The organism is Bradyrhizobium sp. I1.14.4, from assembly GCF_050435825.1.
Classification (GTDB): domain Bacteria; phylum Pseudomonadota; class Alphaproteobacteria; order Rhizobiales; family Xanthobacteraceae; genus Bradyrhizobium.
Window position 1 is genome coordinate 44,670 of sequence record NZ_JBNDLA010000032.1, and the last position, 15,525, is coordinate 60,194.

Below are 15,525 nucleotides of genomic sequence, written 5' to 3' on the forward strand. Positions count from 1 at the left end.
TCGGTCCGAGGGGCGTGCCGGGCAAACCGGATACCGCCAAGATGACGCCGCAGCAGAAAAAGAACATGCCGAACTATCTCGACCCCGGACATACCTCATAAGCGACGATGACGTGAACACATGCTGCGTCGCCCGTTCCTGGGCAGCGCGTCTGCGCACTTGCAAATCGTCTGCTTTTGCGTCCTCATGATTGCAGGTGCACTCACGGTGTTGCGGAGCAGGTTGTGAGAAATCCGTACGAGGTTCTTGGCGTTACCCCGACGGCGTCCTCAGTCGATATCCAGAAGGCATATCGAAAGCTGGCAAAGAAGCTGCATCCGGATCTCAATCCAGGTGACAAGGCGGCCGAAGAAAAATTCAAGGAAGTCGCTGCTGCGAACGATCTGCTCTCTGATGCCGAGAAGCGCAAGCGCTTCGATGCCGGCGAGATCGACGCGAGCGGTGCCGAGCGGCCGCAGCATCGTTATTATCGAGATTTCGCCACCGCCGACGAGGGGCATCCCTATGCCGACAGTTCGGGCTATGCCGACTATATGGACCAGGACGACGCGTTCGCCGAGCTGCTCCGGCGCAGCGAGCAGGCGCGTGCGAACCGGCGCGGCCGCGACCTACACTACAGCCTTGCCATCGACTTCGCGGAATCGATCACCGGTGCGAGCAAGCGCCTGACGCTTCCCGACGGCGGCACGCTCGACGTGACGATCCCGCCGGGCCTCGTCGACGGCCAGATCATTCGCCTGCGCGGCAAGGGCATGCCCGGCAGCGGCAAAGGTGGTCCTGGCGATGCGCTGATCGAGGTCGAGGTTCGCCCCGATCCGCGCTTCACCCGTGAGGGCGACGACATCACGCTGGAACTGCCGATCTCGCTATCCGAGGCGGTACTCGGCGGAAAGGTCCGCGTTCCGACGCCGACGGGCGCCGTGACCATGACGGTTCCGAAGGGCTCGAACACCGGCACGACGATGCGGTTGCGCGGCAAGGGCGCGCCCAGCGTCGGCGGCGGTCACGGCGATGAGTTCGTCAAGCTCAAGGTGGTCCTGCCCAAGGGATCCGATCCCGCGCTCGAGGCGTTTGTGTCGAACTGGGATCGCAAGGCATTCAATCCGCGTGAGGATGGTGCATCATGAACAAGCAGCAGTTCCTCATCGATGCGGGTCTAGAGGTGCAGACCCTGGAGTTCTGGATCGAGCAGCAATGGCTCGTTCCGGACGAGACCGCTCACGAGGTCAGTTTCTCCGACACCGACGTGGCGCGCGCGCATCTGATCCGGGACCTGAAGGCTGACTTCGGCGTCAACGACGAGGGCATCGATGTCATCCTCCATCTGGTCGATCAGCTTCACGGCTTGCGCCGCGCGTTCGAGCAATTGCACAAGGATATTGCGTCACCATCGCGCTAGCAGCCTTGCTCACGCGCCGAACGACGCACTCAGCCTGGGAGACGATCATGATGGACAAGCCGACGCCGCTGGCCCATGGCGAGATCGACGTTCTCATCCTGCAGGCGCTGGTGCGCAAGCTGATCGCAAAGGGCGTGCTGACGCCGGACGACGTCCGCGCGATGCTGTTCGAGGCTGCGAAAAACCTGGACCTTGTCGGCAGCGAGCTGACGACGGAAGCCGCCAACATCATCGTGCAGGAAGATCTGGCGCCCGCATTCCTCGGCGGCTGATTTCGTCAGGTCTGGCCGCTGCGGTTGGAGACCAGCCGGATTTGCGTGATCTGGTCGGCATTGCCGGCGAGATAGGACTGCGCATCGCGCACCAGCCGCTCGATTGCCGCGGCGTCATAGCTCGGATGACGGGTGTTCAGATGCAGATCGGTCTCGATCTGCATTACATTGGTCGTGGCCTCAGCGCCGATCTCGATCGAGAACGACACCAGCGAAACGTGCGGGCTCTTGAACGCCATCTCATCATCTCCATTCATCCCGCGCGGGCGCGGGCTCACCGCGTCTGGCCCGTGGGCGACGTTACCCTAGGCTGCTGAATCTTCCGTGGCAGCCTGCGCATGTTGCATGGCAGCTGCTGGCCGCCCCCGGTCAAGCTCCTCGATCATGCCGCGGGCGATCTCGCGCTCGCCCATGATCACGATGTCGGCCCCCAGGCCTTTCAGATGATCGACCTCCGCGTCCGAATGCGCGCGCGCGATGATCTGGATATCGGCATTGGCGGCGCGCGCCTGCTCGACGATTTGCCCGGCCTCGAACGCTTCGGGAATCGCGATGACCAGCGATCGCGCGCCGGCCGGGTTGGTCGCGCGCAGCACGCTGGCGCGCGCGGCGTTGCCCATCAGGGCCTCGATGCCGCACTGCTTGAGTTTGGCGACCATGTCGTCCGACGCCTCGACCGCGAGAAACGGTGCGTTGCGCTGATGCAGAGCATCGCCCACGATGCTGCCGACCCGGCCGTAGCCGACCAGGATGGTGTGATCCTGCAATTCGGTGACCGGGATCGGCTCGGCGGTTGTTGCAGTTGGCGAGGAGGCCTGCGGCTTCTCGAGTCGCGATGTCAGCCAGTCGACGACCGCGAACACCAGCGGGTTGAGCATGATCGAGAAGATCGCGCCGGCCAGGATCAGGTCGCGGCCGGCCTTCGGCAGCAGATCGAGCGCAACGCCGAGCTCCGCCAGGATGAAGGAGAATTCGCCGATCTGGGCAAGGCTCGCCGAGATCATCAGGGCGGTCGCCATCGGATGACGGAACAGCACGACGATCAGAAGCGCAGCAAGCGACTTGCCGACCACGATGACGAACAGCGTCGCGACGAAAGGCCAGGGCTCACGAACTATGCTGAGCGGGTCGAACAGCATGCCGACCGAGACGAAGAACAGCACCGCGAATGCGTCGCGCAGCGGCAGGGTTTCCTGGGCGGCGCGCTGGCTGAGCGGCGATTCCCGCAGCATCATCCCGGCGAAGAAGGCGCCGAGCGCCAGCGAAACCCCGAACAGCTTGGTCGCGCCGAACGCGATGCAGAGCGCGATCGCGAGCACGGCGAGCCGGAACAGCTCGCGCGATCCGGTATGCGCGATGTAGTGCAGAGCCCATGGGATCAGCCGGCGTCCGACCACCAGCATCAGCGCGATGAATACGGCGATCTTGATCAGCGTCAGCACCAGCACGCCGGTCAGCCCGAGGCCGAAACGGGCGGCGAGCGGGTCGGCGGTGAGGGCTGCGCCATCGCCGCCCTGGAAACTCGCCACCGCCGGAAACAGCACCAGTGCGAGCACCATCGCGAGATCTTCGACGATCAGCCAGCCGACCGCGATCTTGCCGCGTTCGGTATCCATCAGCCGGCGCTCCTGCAGCGCGCGCAACAGCACGACGGTACTCGCAACGGATAGGGCAAGGCCGAACACCAGGCCCGCGCCGACGGTCCAGCCCATCAATAGCGCGAGGCCGAGGCCCATCAGCGTCGCGACCGCAATCTGCGCAATTGCACCGGGCACCGCAATCGCTCGCACCGACAGCAGATCGTTCAGCGAGAAATGCAGGCCGACGCCGAACATCAGGAGAATGATACCGAGCTCAGCGAGCTCGGTGGCCAGCGCCTGATCGGCGACGAAGCCGGGCGTGAAGGGACCTACGGCAACGCCTGCGAGCAGATAACCGACCAGCGGCGGAACCCGAAAGCGCTGGGCGATGGTTCCGAAAACGAAAGCGAGTCCGAGGCCCGCGACGATGGTCGCGATCAGAGGTGTGTCATGCGGCATTTCGCGTTGTCGCACGGCATCATTGGCGATGCACCGCGACCAATTGAGGCGGGGTGTCACACGGCGGAACTCTGATCTATTGCTCATGGCCTGAGCATATGATCTCATGCCGGGATGGATCCGCGGCTTCCCAAGACCGATCTGGTCATCTTCGACTGCGACGGTGTTCTCGTCGACAGCGAGGAGTTGAGCTGCCGCTGTCTCGCCGAGGCGATGATTCAGGCCGGCATCGAGATGAGCACCGAGCAGGCGCTCGAACTTTTCCTCGGGCGCAGCACCACGGCTTTGGTCGAGTACTGCCGGGGCGTGGGAAAGCCGTTGTCCGCGACTTTTCTGCCTGAATTGGCGCACCAGGTGCGCGAGACCTTCCGCTCGCAGCTCAAGCCGATTGCGGGCATTGCTGCCGTGCTCGCGGAATTGCGCCTGCCATATTGTGTCGCTTCGTCGAGCGATCTTGAGCGAGTGAAGTTCTCGCTGGAGCTGACGGGTCTTGCGACCAGCTTCGGGCAGCGGCTCTACACCTCGCAGATGGTCAAGCACGGCAAGCCGGCGCCGGATCTGTTTTTACATGCGGCAAGCGCGATGGGGGCCGAACCGCGCCGCACGCTTGTGATCGAGGATAGCGTCAGCGGGGTGACGGCCGCGAAGGCCGCCGGCATGAAAGTGTGGGGATTTGTCGGCGGCGCCCACTATCGGTTGGCAGATGGCAGTGCTCTGCTGCGGCAGGCCGGGGCGGATCGAATCTTCGCCTCGATGACGGATTTCTGGATGGAAGGCTGACGCAAGACGATGGCTGCGCCCGACAACGAAAAGTCTCGCCTCGACGATGCGGCGCGCGCCGGCTGGCTCTATTTCATCGCGGGCCATACCCAGGACGAAATTGCAAAAATGCTGCAGGTGTCGCGCGCCTCGGCGCAGCGCCTGGTGTCGCTGTGTCTTGCGGAGCGGCTGATCACGTTTCGTCTCGAACACCCCATTGCGGCCTGCATGGAGCTGGCATCGCGGCTGAAGGCGCGGTTCGATCTGGTGCATTGCGACGTCGTGCCATCAGATCCGGCGGCGCCGCTGTCGAATGCAGGGATCGCCGAGCGCAGCGCCAATCTGCTGGAGATGACGCTGCGCTCGGAAACCCCCGTCATCGTAGCGCTCGGCACCGGCCGCGCGGTGCGCGCCGCAGTCGAGCGGGTCTCGCCGATCGAGCGGCCCGATCACCAGATCGTCTCGCTGGTCGGCAACATCTCCGCCGACGGCTCGGCGAGTTTCTACGACACGGTGGGGCGGCTCGCCGACCGCACCGGTGCGCGCCATTACCCGATGCCGCTGCCGTTCCTGATGTCGAGCGAGGACGAGCGCAACCGCATGGTTCGCATCGACCCGATCGCGCGGGTGAGGGCGGTCGCCGCCAAGGCCGATCTGCGGCTGATCGGCATCGGCCAGATGGATCAGAAGGCCCAGGTCCATGTCGACGGCTTTGTCACCCGCGAGGAGCTCCTGGAGATGATACGGCTCGGCGCGGTCGGCGAGGTGACCGGCTGGGCCTATGACGCCAAGGGCCGTTTGATCAAAGGCGGCACCAACAAGCGCCTGACCAGCATCCCGCCGCAGATCCCCGCGGAATCAACCACGATCGCGGCGGCTGTCGGCGTCGCCAAGGTGCCGTCGATCAAGGCCGCGCTGGCGGGCCGGGTGATCAACGGCCTCATCACCGATGAGGCCACCGCACGCGCAGTTCTGGATCGCTAGTCGCTCTCTTCGCTTTCGCAAAAACCTTCATTCCAGGCTGCGGTGGAACCGCAATGCGTGGGACGGGGCGCACCGCGCGCTTGACAAACTTTAACGACAGGATGAACATACGCTCAACACGTGGGCATATGCTCAACGTGACATAAGGGAGGTCACCTTGAAAAACGTCCTTTGCGCCGTTGCGGGCGCGGCTGCTGTTTTGATCTCTGCCCCCTCGATCGCCCAGACCACGCTGACGGTGGCGACCGTCAACAATGGCGACATGATCCGCATGCAGGGGCTTACCAGCGAATTCACCGCGAAGAATCCCGACATATCAGTCAAATGGGTGACGCTCGAGGAGAACGTGCTGCGCCAGCGCGTGACCACCGACATCGCCACCAAGGGCGGCCAGTTCGACGTGCTCACCATCGGCACCTATGAGGTGCCGATCTGGGCCAAGAAGAGCTGGCTGGTGCCGCTCGACAAGCTCGGCGCCGATTACGACGTCAATGACCTGCTGCCGAAGATCAAGGACGCGGTGTCGGTCGACGGCAAGCTCTACGCCGCGCCGTTCTACGGCGAGAGCTCGATGGTGATGTACCGCACCGACCTGTTCGACAAGGCCGGCCTGAAGATGCCGGAAAGCCCGACCTGGGACTTCGTGGTCGACGCCGCCAAGAAGCTGACCGACAAGTCGGGCGGCGTCTACGGCATCTGCCTGCGCGGCAAGGCCGGTTGGGGCGAGAACATGGCGTTCCTGACCGCAATGGCGAATTCGTTTGGCGCGCGCTGGTTCGACGAGAAGTGGGAGCCGCAGTTCAATTCGCCGGAATGGAAGAAGACGCTCACGACCTATGTCGACGTGATGAAGCAGGCCGGCCCTCCCGGCGCCAGCTCCAACGGCTTCAACGAGAACCTCGCGCTGTTCAATGCCGGCAAATGCGCGATGTGGATCGATGCCACGGTGGCGGCATCGTTCGTGAGCAATCCGAAGGAATCCACGGTCGCCGACAAGGTCGGCTTTGCGCTGGCGCCGAACACCGGGCTCGGCAAGAATGCCAACTGGCTGTGGGCATGGAGTCTCGCGGTCCCTGCCGGCTCGAAGAAGGTCGAGGCGGCCGAGAAGTTCATCGCCTGGGCGACCAGCAAGGACTACACCAAGCTCGTCGCCGCGAAGGAAGGCTGGGCCAACGTGCCGCCCGGCACGCGCTCCTCGCTGTACAAGAACCCCGACTATCTGAAGGTTGCTCCCTTTGCCAAGCTGACGCTGGCCTCGATCGACGCCGCCGATCCGAACAAGCCGACGGTGAAGCCTGTGCCCTATGTCGGCGTTCAATACGCGGCGATCCCTGAATTCCAGGGCATCGGCACCCAGGTGGGTCAGCAGTTCTCGGCCGCGCTGTCCGGCTCGACAACAGTCGATGCCGCGCTCACCGCCGCGCAATCCGTGACCGAGCGCGAAATGAAGCGCGCGGGCTACATCAAATAAACCACGCGCGACCCAATAGCCAAGGCGTGCCAAACGCCTTGGCCTCCCGACCAGCTTAGACCTCCCGAGCTGGGCCACTCGCGACCATCCTGTCCCGCAGCGGGATGGTCGCTCCTTTCCGAGAGAAGGAGGCGGGGATGGCGACCCAGCAGACCCAACTGCTCGCACGCACACTGCTCTCGCCCGCCGTGGCGCTGCTGTTCATCTGGATGATCGTGCCGCTGGCGCTCACGATCTACTTCGCGACCCTGCATTACAATCTGCTCGACCCCGGCTCCGAGCAGTTCGTGGGCCTGGAGAACTTCCGCTACTTCCTGACCGATCCGGCCTTCCTTGCCTCGCTGCAGAACACCCTGGTGCTGGTCGGCTCGGTGCTCGCGATCACGATCGTCCTCGGCGTGCCGCTGGCGCTTCTGCTCGACCAGCAGGTGGTCGGGCTCTCCATCGTCCGGCTGATGGTGATCGCGCCGTTCTTCGTGATGCCGACGGTGAGCGCGCTGGTCTGGAAGAACCTCCTGATGCATCCGGTGTCGGGCCTGTTCGCCTGGATCGCGCATTTGTTCGGGCTGCCGGCGATCGACTGGTTCAACGATGCGCCGCTGTTCTCGGTGATCCTGATCATCTCCTGGCAGTGGCTGCCGTTCGCGACCCTGATCCTGCTGACCGCGCTGCAATCGCTCGACGAGGAGCAGAAGGAGGCGGCCGAGATGGATGGGGCGAGCGCGATCTCGACCTTCATCTACATCACGCTGCCGCATCTGGCACGTCCGATCACGGTGGTGATCCTGATCGAGACCATCTTCCTGCTCACGGTATTCGCGGAGATCTTCGTCACCACCGGCGGCGGCCCCGGTCTGCAGACCACCAACATCGCCTTCCTGATCTATTCGCAGGCGCTGATCCAATATGACGTCGGCAGCGCCTCGGCGGGCGGCCTGGTCGCAGTGGTGCTCGCCAACATCGTCGCCTTCTTCCTCGTTCGTATCGTCGGCCGAAATCTGGAGGCGTAACGTCATGGCGCGGAAGGTCACGACACGAAACAAGGTTATCTCGACAGCCGCGGCCTGGCTGGTCGGATTCCTGATCTTCTTTCCGATCCTCTGGATGGTGCTGGCGAGCTTCAAGACCGAGCTTGAGGCCTTCGCCATCCCGCCGTCGTTCCTGTTCTTCCACTGGACGACGGAGAACTACGTCACCGTGCAGGAGCGCAGCGACTACATCCACCACGCGCTCAACTCGATCATCATCGCCGGCGGGTCGACGCTGATCGCGATGCTGATCGCGATCCCTGCCGCATGGTCGATGGCGTTCTCGCCGACCAAGCGGACCAAGGACGTCCTGCTCTGGATGCTGTCCACCAAGATGATGCCGCCGGTCGGCGTGCTGGTGCCGATCTATCTGATCTTCCGGACCTTCGGCCTGCTCGACACCCGCAGCGGCCTGGTCTTCATCCTGTGCCTTGGTAACCTGCCGATCGTGATCTGGATGCTGTTCACCTATTTCAAGGAGATCCCGAAGGACATTCTCGAGGCGGCGCGGATGGACGGCGCCACGATCGGGCGCGAGCTGATCTACGTGTTGACGCCGATGGCGGTGCCGGGGCTCGCCTCGACCCTGCTGCTCAATCTGATCCTGGCGTGGAACGAGGCGTTCTGGACCCTCAACCTGTCGACGCTCGACGCCGCGCCGCTCACCGTGTTCATCGCTTCCTATTCCAGCCCCGAAGGATTGTTCTGGGCGAAATTGTCGGCGGCGTCGACGCTCGCGATCGCGCCCATCCTCGTGCTCGGCTGGTTCAGTCAGCGGCAGCTCGTCCGCGGACTGACCTTCGGCGCGGTCAAGTAGCAGAAAGGCTTGTGCCATGGGTCAGATTACGTTGCAGGGTGTGCAAAAATCGTTCGGGCCGGTCCACATCATCAAGGGCGCCGACCTCGACATCGCCGACGGCTCCTTCGTCGTCTTCGTCGGTCCGTCCGGCTGCGGCAAGACCACGCTGCTGCGGCTGATCGCGGGGCTCGAGGACGTCAGCGGCGGCGCCATCCTGATCGACGGACGCAACGTGGTCGACGTGCCGCCGGCCAAGCGCGGGCTGTCGATGGTGTTCCAGTCCTACGCGCTCTATCCGCACATGAGCGTGCGCGGCAACATCGCGTTCGGCCTGAAGATGGCCGGGCTGCCGAAGGACGAGATCAACCGCAAGGTCGAGGCCGCTGCGACGACCCTCAACCTCACGCCGTATCTCGACCGCAAGCCGCGCGAGCTCTCCGGCGGCCAGCGCCAGCGCGTTGCGATTGGGCGCGCCATCGTGCGCGAGCCGAAGGCGTTCCTGTTCGACGAGCCGCTGTCCAATCTCGACGCCGCGCTGCGCGTGCAGATGCGGATCGAGGTGACGCGATTGCAGAAGCAGCTCGGCACCACGGCGATCTACGTCACCCACGACCAGGTCGAGGCCATGACCATGGCCGACAAGATCGTGGTGCTGAACGGCGGCAAGATCGAGCAATATGGCTCGCCGCTCGAACTCTACGAGAAGCCGGCAAACCTGTTCGTCGCCGGCTTCATCGGCTCGCCGAAGATGAATTTCGTCACCGGCGATCTCGCCAAACAGCAGGGCGCTGCGACCATCGGCGTGCGGCCCGAGCATTTGAAGGTCGAGCGCGACGGGCAGGGCAGCTGGCACGGCACCGTCGCGGTCGCCGAGCATCTCGGCAGTGACACCTTCCTCTACGTCGACGCCGGGGCGCTGGGAATGCTGACCGCACGCTATGTCGGCGAGCTGGACCTACATCCCGGCGATCGGGTGTCGCTGATCCCGGAACCGGCGCGCATCCATCGTTTCGACGACAGCGGAAAATCGATCCACGCGTAGAGCACGATCCGGAAAAGTGTGAAGCGGTTTTCCGAACGGATCATGCGCAAACAAGAAGCAAGCACGCGAACGACCTCCACAATTGATCTCGCTCTGGCCGGGGCGGCATGCCCGCGAAAATGCGGGCTCTAGGCAAAGGAAGAAGAAAATGTATCTCGAAAAATTCAGGCTCGGCGGCAAGACCGCCATCATCACCGGCGCCGGTCAGGGCATCGGTCTCGCCTGCGCGGAGGCGCTGGCGGAAGCCGGCGCCAAGGTTATCATCGGCGATCGAGACGCCAAGGTTGCCAACGATGCACAGGCAGCGTTGAAGGCCAAGGGCTTTGACGCCGATATCGCGCTGATGGACGTGACGGATTCGAAGCGCGTCTCCGCAGTCGCCGACGATCTGGTCCGCAAATACGGCAAGGTCGACATCCTCGTCAACAATGCCGGCATCGCGCGCAGCGAGACGCCGGCCGAGACCGTGACCGACGAGCACTGGCTCAATGTCGTCGACGTCAATCTGAACGGCACCTTCTGGTGCTGCCGCGCCTTCGGCAATCATATGCTGAAGGCGAAGTCCGGCACCATCGTCAATGTCGGATCGATGTCCGGCTTCATCGTCAACAAGCCGCAGGAACAGTGCTTCTACAACGCTTCCAAGGCCGCGGTGCATCATCTTACCAAATCGCTCGCGGCTGAATGGGGCGCGCGTGGGGTCCGCGTCAACGCCGTGGCGCCGACCTATATCGAGACTCCGCTGAATGCCTTCGTGAAGAACAGCCCCAAAATGTACGACGCCTGGATCGGCGGAACCCCGATGGCGCGGATGGGGCAGGTCGACGAGATCGCCTCCGTGGTGCTGTTCCTGGCCTCCGAGGCCGCGAGCCTGATGACCGGAAGCATCGTTTTGGTCGATGGCGGCTACACTTGCTGGTAAGGTTGCGCCGGGAGATCATGCTCAAACAGAGATAGAGCGGCGATGCGGCAAGCCTATATCGGGGTGGACGTCGGAAGCACCAGTGCCCGGGCGGGGGTATTCGACGAGACAGGAGCGCTGCTGGGTTCGGCCCGGCATCCGATCCGGGTCTGGCATGAGCCCGGTGACATCGTCGAGCAATCGTCCGATGACATCTGGGCGGCCTGCGTCGCCTCCGTCCGCAATGCGATGCGGGAGGCTGCGGTCGCGGCGGAGCAGGTCAAGGGCATCGGCTTTGACGCGACCTGCTCGCTGGTGGTGCTCGACAGAGCAGGCCGGCCGCTCACCGTCAGCCCGTCCGGCGATCGCGCGCGCAACGTCGTGGTCTGGATGGATCACCGCGCAATGGACGAAACCGAATTCGTCAACGCGACCGGCGACCGGGTGCTGCGTTATGTCGGCGGCGCCATCTCGCCGGAGATGGAGATCCCGAAGATCCTCTGGCTGAAGCGGCATCTGCCCGCGACCTTCGATGCTGCCGGGCACTTCTTCGATCTGGCCGACTATCTCTCGTTCCGCGCCTCCGGGTCGCTGGCGCGCTCGACCTGCACGGTCACTTGCAAATGGACCTATGTCGCGGGCGAGGGCGGCTGGAGCGAATCCTTTCTCAAGCGGGTCGGGTTAGAGGCCCTCGCAGCCGACCGCTTTGCCCGGATCGGCACCGAGATCGTGCCGCCCGGCTCGCCGCTTGGCCGCGGGCTGTCGGAGGACGCCGCGCGCGATCTCGACCTGCTGCCGGGAACCGCGGTCGGCGCCTCGCTGATCGATGCCCATGCCGGCGGCGTCGGTGCGATCGGAGGCCGTGATGGCTCCGGCGCCGAGGTCGATGTCTGCAAGCGGCTCGCGTACATCATGGGAACGTCGGCCTGCATCATGGCGACAACCGTCGATCCCTGTTTCGTGCCCGGCGTCTGGGGCCCGTATTTTTCGGGCATGGTGCCGGGCTTCTGGCTCAACGAGGGCGGCCAATCTGCGGCTGGTGCCGCGATCGATCACCTGCTCAGGTCGCATCCGGCGCATGCCGAGGTACAGGCCGCTGCGAAGGGCGGCGGCGTCGATGTCATCGAGTACCTCGAAAAGCGCATCCTGGCGCGCAGCGGCAACGCCGGCGCGTCCGCGCTGCTCGCGCGCAACGTTCACGTCCTGCCGGAATTCCTCGGCAACCGCTCGCCCTATGCCGATCCCGGCTCGCGCGCGGTGATCGCGGGGCTCGATCTCGACACCGACGTGTCGGCGCTGGAGCGGCTGTTCGTCGCCGGCCTGTGCGGGCTTGCCTATGGCCTTGCCGACGTCATCGAGGCCCTGCAGGCTCACGGCGCCAGTGGCAAGACCATCGTGATCGGCGGCGGCGCGAGCCGCAGCCCATTGGTCCGCCAGATCATGGCCGATACCACGGGCTATGCGGTGGCGCTGCCGCAGACGCAGGAGCCGGTGCTGCTGGGCGCTGCGATGCTGGGCGCGGTCGCCAGCGGCGCGCACAACTCGATCAATGCGGCGATGGCCGGCATGTCGGCGCTCGGGCGGTTGAGCGAGCCGACCAGGCCCGAACTCGCCGACTTCCACCGCCGCAAGCGCGGTGTGCACAAGATGCTGCGGGAGCTCGACCGCGGCACGCGCGAGGCGATGAAGCAGGCGCCCGGCGAGGCGTTATCGAGTTAAGGTGTCTGCACCATGCTGCTGAGTTGCGGAGATGCGCTGATCGACTTCCTGCCGTCAAGGGCAGCGGATGGACGCGAGGCCATGACGCCCGCAGTCGGCGGCTCCTGCCTCAACATCGCGATCGGCAGCGCCCGGCTCGACGTTCCCACCGGCTTCGTCGGCGGCATCTCGACCGACACATTCGGCAGGATGATCGCCGATCATGCCGCGGCTTCCGGCGTCGATCTCAGCCGCGCGACGCGCAGCGACCACCAGGCCACGCTGGCGTTTGCGCGCGTGACCGGCACCGAGACGCAATACGCCTTCTATGACGCCGACACCGCATCGCGGAACTGGACCTACCGGCGCGAGGCGATCGCGCTCGACGGTGTGACCTGCGTGCACACCGGCTCGACCACGCTGGTCCATGACCAGGGTGCAATCGAGACACTGGCCTTCATCGAGGATGCGCGGGCGAACGTGACGATCTCACTCGATCCGAACTGCCGCCCGAACCTCGTCAAGAACAAGGACGCCTATCGCACGCGCATGCTGGCGTTCTGCGGCAAGGCGGACATTGTGAAGATGTCCGACGTCGACTTCACCTATCTGTTCGGCGACGAGGCCTATGCGGAGAAAGCCGAGGCGCTGTTGTCGGCCGGCGCATCGCTCGTCGTCATCACGCGCGGCAATGATGGCGCCTCTGCCTGGCATCGCAAGGCTGGATCAATCGAGGCCGAGTCACCCGTGGTGAACGTCGTTGATACGATCGGCGCCGGCGACAGCTTTCAGGCGGCGCTGCTCGCCGCATTGCATCGGCTGAACATGATCGCGCGGCAGCAACTGCGCGAGATCAGCGCGGCCGAGCTCAGCCGCGCGCTGTCCTTTGCCTGCAAATGCGCCGCCTTCACCTGCACGCGCGCTGGCGCCGATCCGCCGCGGAGCCGGGAATTGCCTGCGGACTATTGGTAGGCCATGCGTGGCCTCAGCCGGCGCGGCTTCGGGCGCGACGCCGTCGCTTGACGCTTTGTCTCATTTTGCGTGCTGCGCTTGCGAAGGCGAATTCGTCCGGGCCATGCGCGATGACGGCAGAAGCTACCGATATCGCTTGCACAGATGTCTGCTCGCGATCCCTGCATTTCGGGAGCGCGAACGCATGCCGTTCTGGTTAGCATTATGCGCATTGTCTTTGTGAAAGACGGCGCTAACATGAACCCGTCCATCGATACCTATCGTTGTCCTTTCTTGATTATCTATTGCAGCGCAACCAGGCGACCAACGGTGCGCGCTCGCTACGGCGGCCAGGCATCGAAGGAGAAGTAGCGAACACCGTCCCTAACACTAATATTGCAACCAAGAAATAACGGGGGAAATCATGTATTTGAAAGAGCTTGCGGCATTCGCCGCAGCGGTTGGCGTTGGCATGTTGTCCGGCGCCGCCATCGGACAGGAAGTCAAGCAGGAGAAGCAGCAGTCGGTTCTGGGCAACGCCAACGTCCCTCCGGTGACCCAGGAGCAGCTCAACGCTGCCGACAAGAACACCAGGGACTTCCTGCTCACCAACGGCAATTACGCCCAGACGCGCTTTTATCCCGCCAAGCAGATCAGTCGGGACAATGTGAAGGACCTGCACGTCGCCTGGATTTTCCAGACCGACGTCAAGGAATCGCTCGAGACATCTCCGATCGTCGTCGACGGCGTGATGTATGTCACGACGTCGTTCAGCCATGTCTATGCGCTCGACGCCAAGACCGGCCACCAACTCTGGCACTATGCCCACAAGATGGGCCCGATCACCGTCTATTGCTGCGGCCCCAATAATCGCGGCGTGCAAGTGCTCGGCGACCGGGTCTATCTGGCGACACTGGACTCCAAGCTGATGGCGCTGAATGCCAAGACCGGCGAGGTGGTCTGGACCACCAACATCGCCGATCCCGAACTCGGCTACAGCGAGACGATGGCGCCGACCGTGGTCAAGGACAAGGTGCTGATCGGCACCAATGGCGGCGAGTACGGCATTCGCGGCTTCGTGCGCGCCTATGACGCCAAGACCGGCAAGCAGCTCTGGAATTTCAACACCATTCCGGAGAACTCCGTCGGTGTCTGGGCGACCAAGGACGCCACCGGCCGCGACATGCACCGCAACATCCAGGCCGAGAAGGACATGCTCGCCAAGATCGGCGATCCCTATGCCAAGCTCGGCGGCGGCGTGTGGCAGAACCCGTCGGTCGATCTCGCGACCAACCGGATCTACTTCGTCGTCGGCAACCCGTCGCCTGACCTCGACGGCTCGAACCGGCCCGGCGATAATCTCTACACCAACTCGCTGGTCTCGCTCGATCTCGATACCGGCAAGTATGTCTGCCACTTCCAGTACATCGCCCACGATGTGTGGGACCTCGACGCGGTCAGCCCGACCGTGCTGGTCAACGTCAAGGACAAGGACGGCAAGACGATCCCCGGCGTCATTCATGCCGGCAAGACCGGGCACATCTATGTGCACGATCGCAAGGACTGCAGCCTGATCCGCTTCTCCGAGGCGATGGTGCCGCAAGAGAACATGTGGGTGCTGCCGACCAAGGAAGGTGCGCGCATGCTGCCCGGCGCCAATGGCGGCGTCGAGTGGTCGCCGATCGCGACCGACCCGGGTCAGGAGCTGGCCTACGCCATCAACCTGCACCAACCGATGACCTACCACGTCGAGAGCTCGGCCTATCCGAATGGCAAGCTGTGGCTGGGTGGCGCCTTCAAGGTGATCCCGAGCGAGAAGCAAGCAGGCAACATCACCGCGGTGAACTACAACAACGGCAAGATCAAATGGCAGGTCAACACGCCCGAGCCGATGATCGGCGGCATCCTCGCCACCGCTGGTGGCCTGGTCTTCACCGGCGAAGGCAACGGCAAGTTCGCGGCCTATAATTCGTCCAACGGCAAGGAGTTGTGGAGCTTCCGGGCCGGCGCCGGCGTCAACGCGCCGCCGTCGAGCTACATGGTCGGCGGCAAGCAATATGTCGTGGTCGGCGCGGGCGGTAACACCCAGCTCGATTTCAAGCGTGGCAACAACATCATCGCCTTCACGCTCGACTGAGCCGAGGCGTGATGCGCCATCACGCTTGCAAAATATTGACGGCGA

15 protein-coding genes are annotated in these 15,525 nt (G+C 64.1%); 13 read left to right on the top strand and 2 right to left on the bottom strand.

The window, feature by feature from the left end; genetic code table 11:
* Positions 1-224: 224 nt before the first annotated feature.
* The 3 genes from ABIB78_RS34665 to ABIB78_RS34675 are packed head-to-tail and all read left to right on the top strand — an operon-like array spanning position 225 to position 1,671.
* Positions 225-1,127: a DnaJ C-terminal domain-containing protein gene (locus ABIB78_RS34665; RefSeq protein ID WP_429033071.1), complete on the top strand. Its 903-nt coding sequence runs from the start codon at positions 225-227 to the stop codon at positions 1,125-1,127.
* Positions 1,124-1,399 (top strand): chaperone modulator CbpM, encoded by a 276-nt coding sequence (locus ABIB78_RS34670; RefSeq protein ID WP_429033072.1) that lies wholly within the window; start codon positions 1,124-1,126, stop codon positions 1,397-1,399. Before ABIB78_RS34665 ends, ABIB78_RS34670 begins: the two co-directional genes overlap by 4 nt.
* 47 nt (positions 1,400-1,446) lie before the next feature.
* Complete coding sequence (locus tag ABIB78_RS34675; protein ID WP_429033075.1) at positions 1,447-1,671, top strand: hypothetical protein; 225 nt, start codon at positions 1,447-1,449, stop codon at positions 1,669-1,671.
* A gap of 5 nt (positions 1,672-1,676) precedes the next feature.
* Here ABIB78_RS34675 and ABIB78_RS34680 read toward each other — a convergent pair whose 3' ends face one another.
* Both ABIB78_RS34680 and ybaL read right to left on the bottom strand, forming a co-directional pair.
* Entirely contained in the window at positions 1,677-1,910 is a 234-nt protein-coding gene (locus tag ABIB78_RS34680) for a hypothetical protein (RefSeq protein ID WP_429033078.1), read from the bottom strand.
* 66 nt (positions 1,911-1,976) lie between these two features.
* The gene (gene ybaL, locus ABIB78_RS34685) at positions 1,977-3,710 is read right to left on the bottom strand and encodes a YbaL family putative K(+) efflux transporter (protein WP_429033081.1); all 1,734 of its coding nucleotides are present in this window, start codon (positions 3,708-3,710) and stop codon (positions 1,977-1,979) included.
* Between the two features lie 114 nt (positions 3,711-3,824).
* Here ybaL and ABIB78_RS34690 point away from each other — a divergent pair, with 114 nt between their 5' ends.
* The 10 genes from ABIB78_RS34690 to ABIB78_RS34735 all read left to right on the top strand — a co-directional run bounded on the left by ABIB78_RS34690 (position 3,825) and on the right by ABIB78_RS34735 (position 15,480).
* The gene (locus tag ABIB78_RS34690) at positions 3,825-4,490 is read left to right on the top strand and encodes an HAD family hydrolase (protein ID WP_429033083.1); all 666 of its coding nucleotides are present in this window, start codon (positions 3,825-3,827) and stop codon (positions 4,488-4,490) included.
* A gap of 9 nt (positions 4,491-4,499) precedes the next feature.
* Positions 4,500-5,453 (top strand): sugar-binding transcriptional regulator, encoded by a 954-nt coding sequence (locus tag ABIB78_RS34695; protein WP_429033086.1) that lies wholly within the window; start codon positions 4,500-4,502, stop codon positions 5,451-5,453.
* A 157-nt stretch (positions 5,454-5,610) separates the two neighbouring features.
* Positions 5,611-6,924 (top strand): ABC transporter substrate-binding protein, encoded by a 1,314-nt coding sequence (locus tag ABIB78_RS34700; RefSeq protein ID WP_429033089.1) that lies wholly within the window; start codon positions 5,611-5,613, stop codon positions 6,922-6,924.
* 137 nt (positions 6,925-7,061) lie between these two features.
* Positions 7,062-7,934 (top strand): carbohydrate ABC transporter permease, encoded by an 873-nt coding sequence (locus ABIB78_RS34705; RefSeq protein ID WP_429033092.1) that lies wholly within the window; start codon positions 7,062-7,064, stop codon positions 7,932-7,934.
* Positions 7,935-7,938: 4 nt separating this feature from the next.
* Positions 7,939-8,769 carry a carbohydrate ABC transporter permease gene (locus ABIB78_RS34710; protein WP_429033094.1) on the top strand — a complete coding sequence of 277 codons (831 nt, stop codon included), beginning with the start codon at positions 7,939-7,941 and terminating at the stop codon, positions 8,767-8,769.
* A 16-nt stretch (positions 8,770-8,785) separates the two neighbouring features.
* A complete protein-coding gene (locus ABIB78_RS34715) occupies positions 8,786-9,793 on the top strand; it encodes an ABC transporter ATP-binding protein (RefSeq protein WP_429033096.1) in 1,008 nt (335 codons plus the stop codon).
* Positions 9,794-9,941: 148 nt separating this feature from the next.
* Entirely contained in the window at positions 9,942-10,715 is a 774-nt protein-coding gene (locus ABIB78_RS34720) for an SDR family NAD(P)-dependent oxidoreductase (RefSeq protein WP_429033099.1), read from the top strand.
* 42 nt (positions 10,716-10,757) lie between these two features.
* The gene (locus ABIB78_RS34725) at positions 10,758-12,413 is read left to right on the top strand and encodes an FGGY-family carbohydrate kinase (RefSeq protein ID WP_429033102.1); all 1,656 of its coding nucleotides are present in this window, start codon (positions 10,758-10,760) and stop codon (positions 12,411-12,413) included.
* 12 nt (positions 12,414-12,425) lie between these two features.
* On the top strand, positions 12,426-13,364 hold the full coding sequence (locus ABIB78_RS34730) for a carbohydrate kinase family protein (RefSeq protein ID WP_429033105.1): 939 nt from the start codon (positions 12,426-12,428) through the stop codon (positions 13,362-13,364).
* Positions 13,365-13,767: 403 nt separating this feature from the next.
* Positions 13,768-15,480, top strand: a complete 1,713-nt coding sequence (locus tag ABIB78_RS34735) for a pyrroloquinoline quinone-dependent dehydrogenase (protein ID WP_429033106.1) — start codon at positions 13,768-13,770, stop codon at positions 15,478-15,480.
* Positions 15,481-15,525: the final 45 nt, after the last annotated feature.

Excerpts from the sequence above, each read along its gene's own strand:
- ABIB78_RS34680 (WP_429033078.1), bottom strand. The coding sequence starts at position 1,910 with ATGGCGTTCAAGAGCCCGCACGTTTCGCTGGTGTCGTTCTCGATCGAG.
- ABIB78_RS34730 (WP_429033105.1), top strand. The coding sequence starts at position 12,426 with ATGCTGCTGAGTTGCGGAGATGCGCTGATCGACTTCCTGCCGTCAAGG.
- ABIB78_RS34675 (WP_429033075.1), top strand. The coding sequence starts at position 1,447 with ATGATGGACAAGCCGACGCCGCTGGCCCATGGCGAGATCGACGTTCTC.
- ABIB78_RS34720 (WP_429033099.1), top strand. The coding sequence starts at position 9,942 with ATGTATCTCGAAAAATTCAGGCTCGGCGGCAAGACCGCCATCATCACC.
- ABIB78_RS34710 (WP_429033094.1), top strand. The coding sequence starts at position 7,939 with ATGGCGCGGAAGGTCACGACACGAAACAAGGTTATCTCGACAGCCGCG.
- ybaL (WP_429033081.1), bottom strand. The coding sequence starts at position 3,710 with ATGCCGCATGACACACCTCTGATCGCGACCATCGTCGCGGGCCTCGGA.
- ABIB78_RS34735 (WP_429033106.1), top strand. The coding sequence starts at position 13,768 with ATGTATTTGAAAGAGCTTGCGGCATTCGCCGCAGCGGTTGGCGTTGGC.
- ABIB78_RS34670 (WP_429033072.1), top strand. The coding sequence starts at position 1,124 with ATGAACAAGCAGCAGTTCCTCATCGATGCGGGTCTAGAGGTGCAGACC.
- ABIB78_RS34705 (WP_429033092.1), top strand. The coding sequence starts at position 7,062 with ATGGCGACCCAGCAGACCCAACTGCTCGCACGCACACTGCTCTCGCCC.
- ABIB78_RS34715 (WP_429033096.1), top strand. The coding sequence starts at position 8,786 with ATGGGTCAGATTACGTTGCAGGGTGTGCAAAAATCGTTCGGGCCGGTC.
- ABIB78_RS34690 (WP_429033083.1), top strand. The coding sequence starts at position 3,825 with ATGGATCCGCGGCTTCCCAAGACCGATCTGGTCATCTTCGACTGCGAC.
- ABIB78_RS34725 (WP_429033102.1), top strand. The coding sequence starts at position 10,758 with ATGCGGCAAGCCTATATCGGGGTGGACGTCGGAAGCACCAGTGCCCGG.
- ABIB78_RS34695 (WP_429033086.1), top strand. The coding sequence starts at position 4,500 with ATGGCTGCGCCCGACAACGAAAAGTCTCGCCTCGACGATGCGGCGCGC.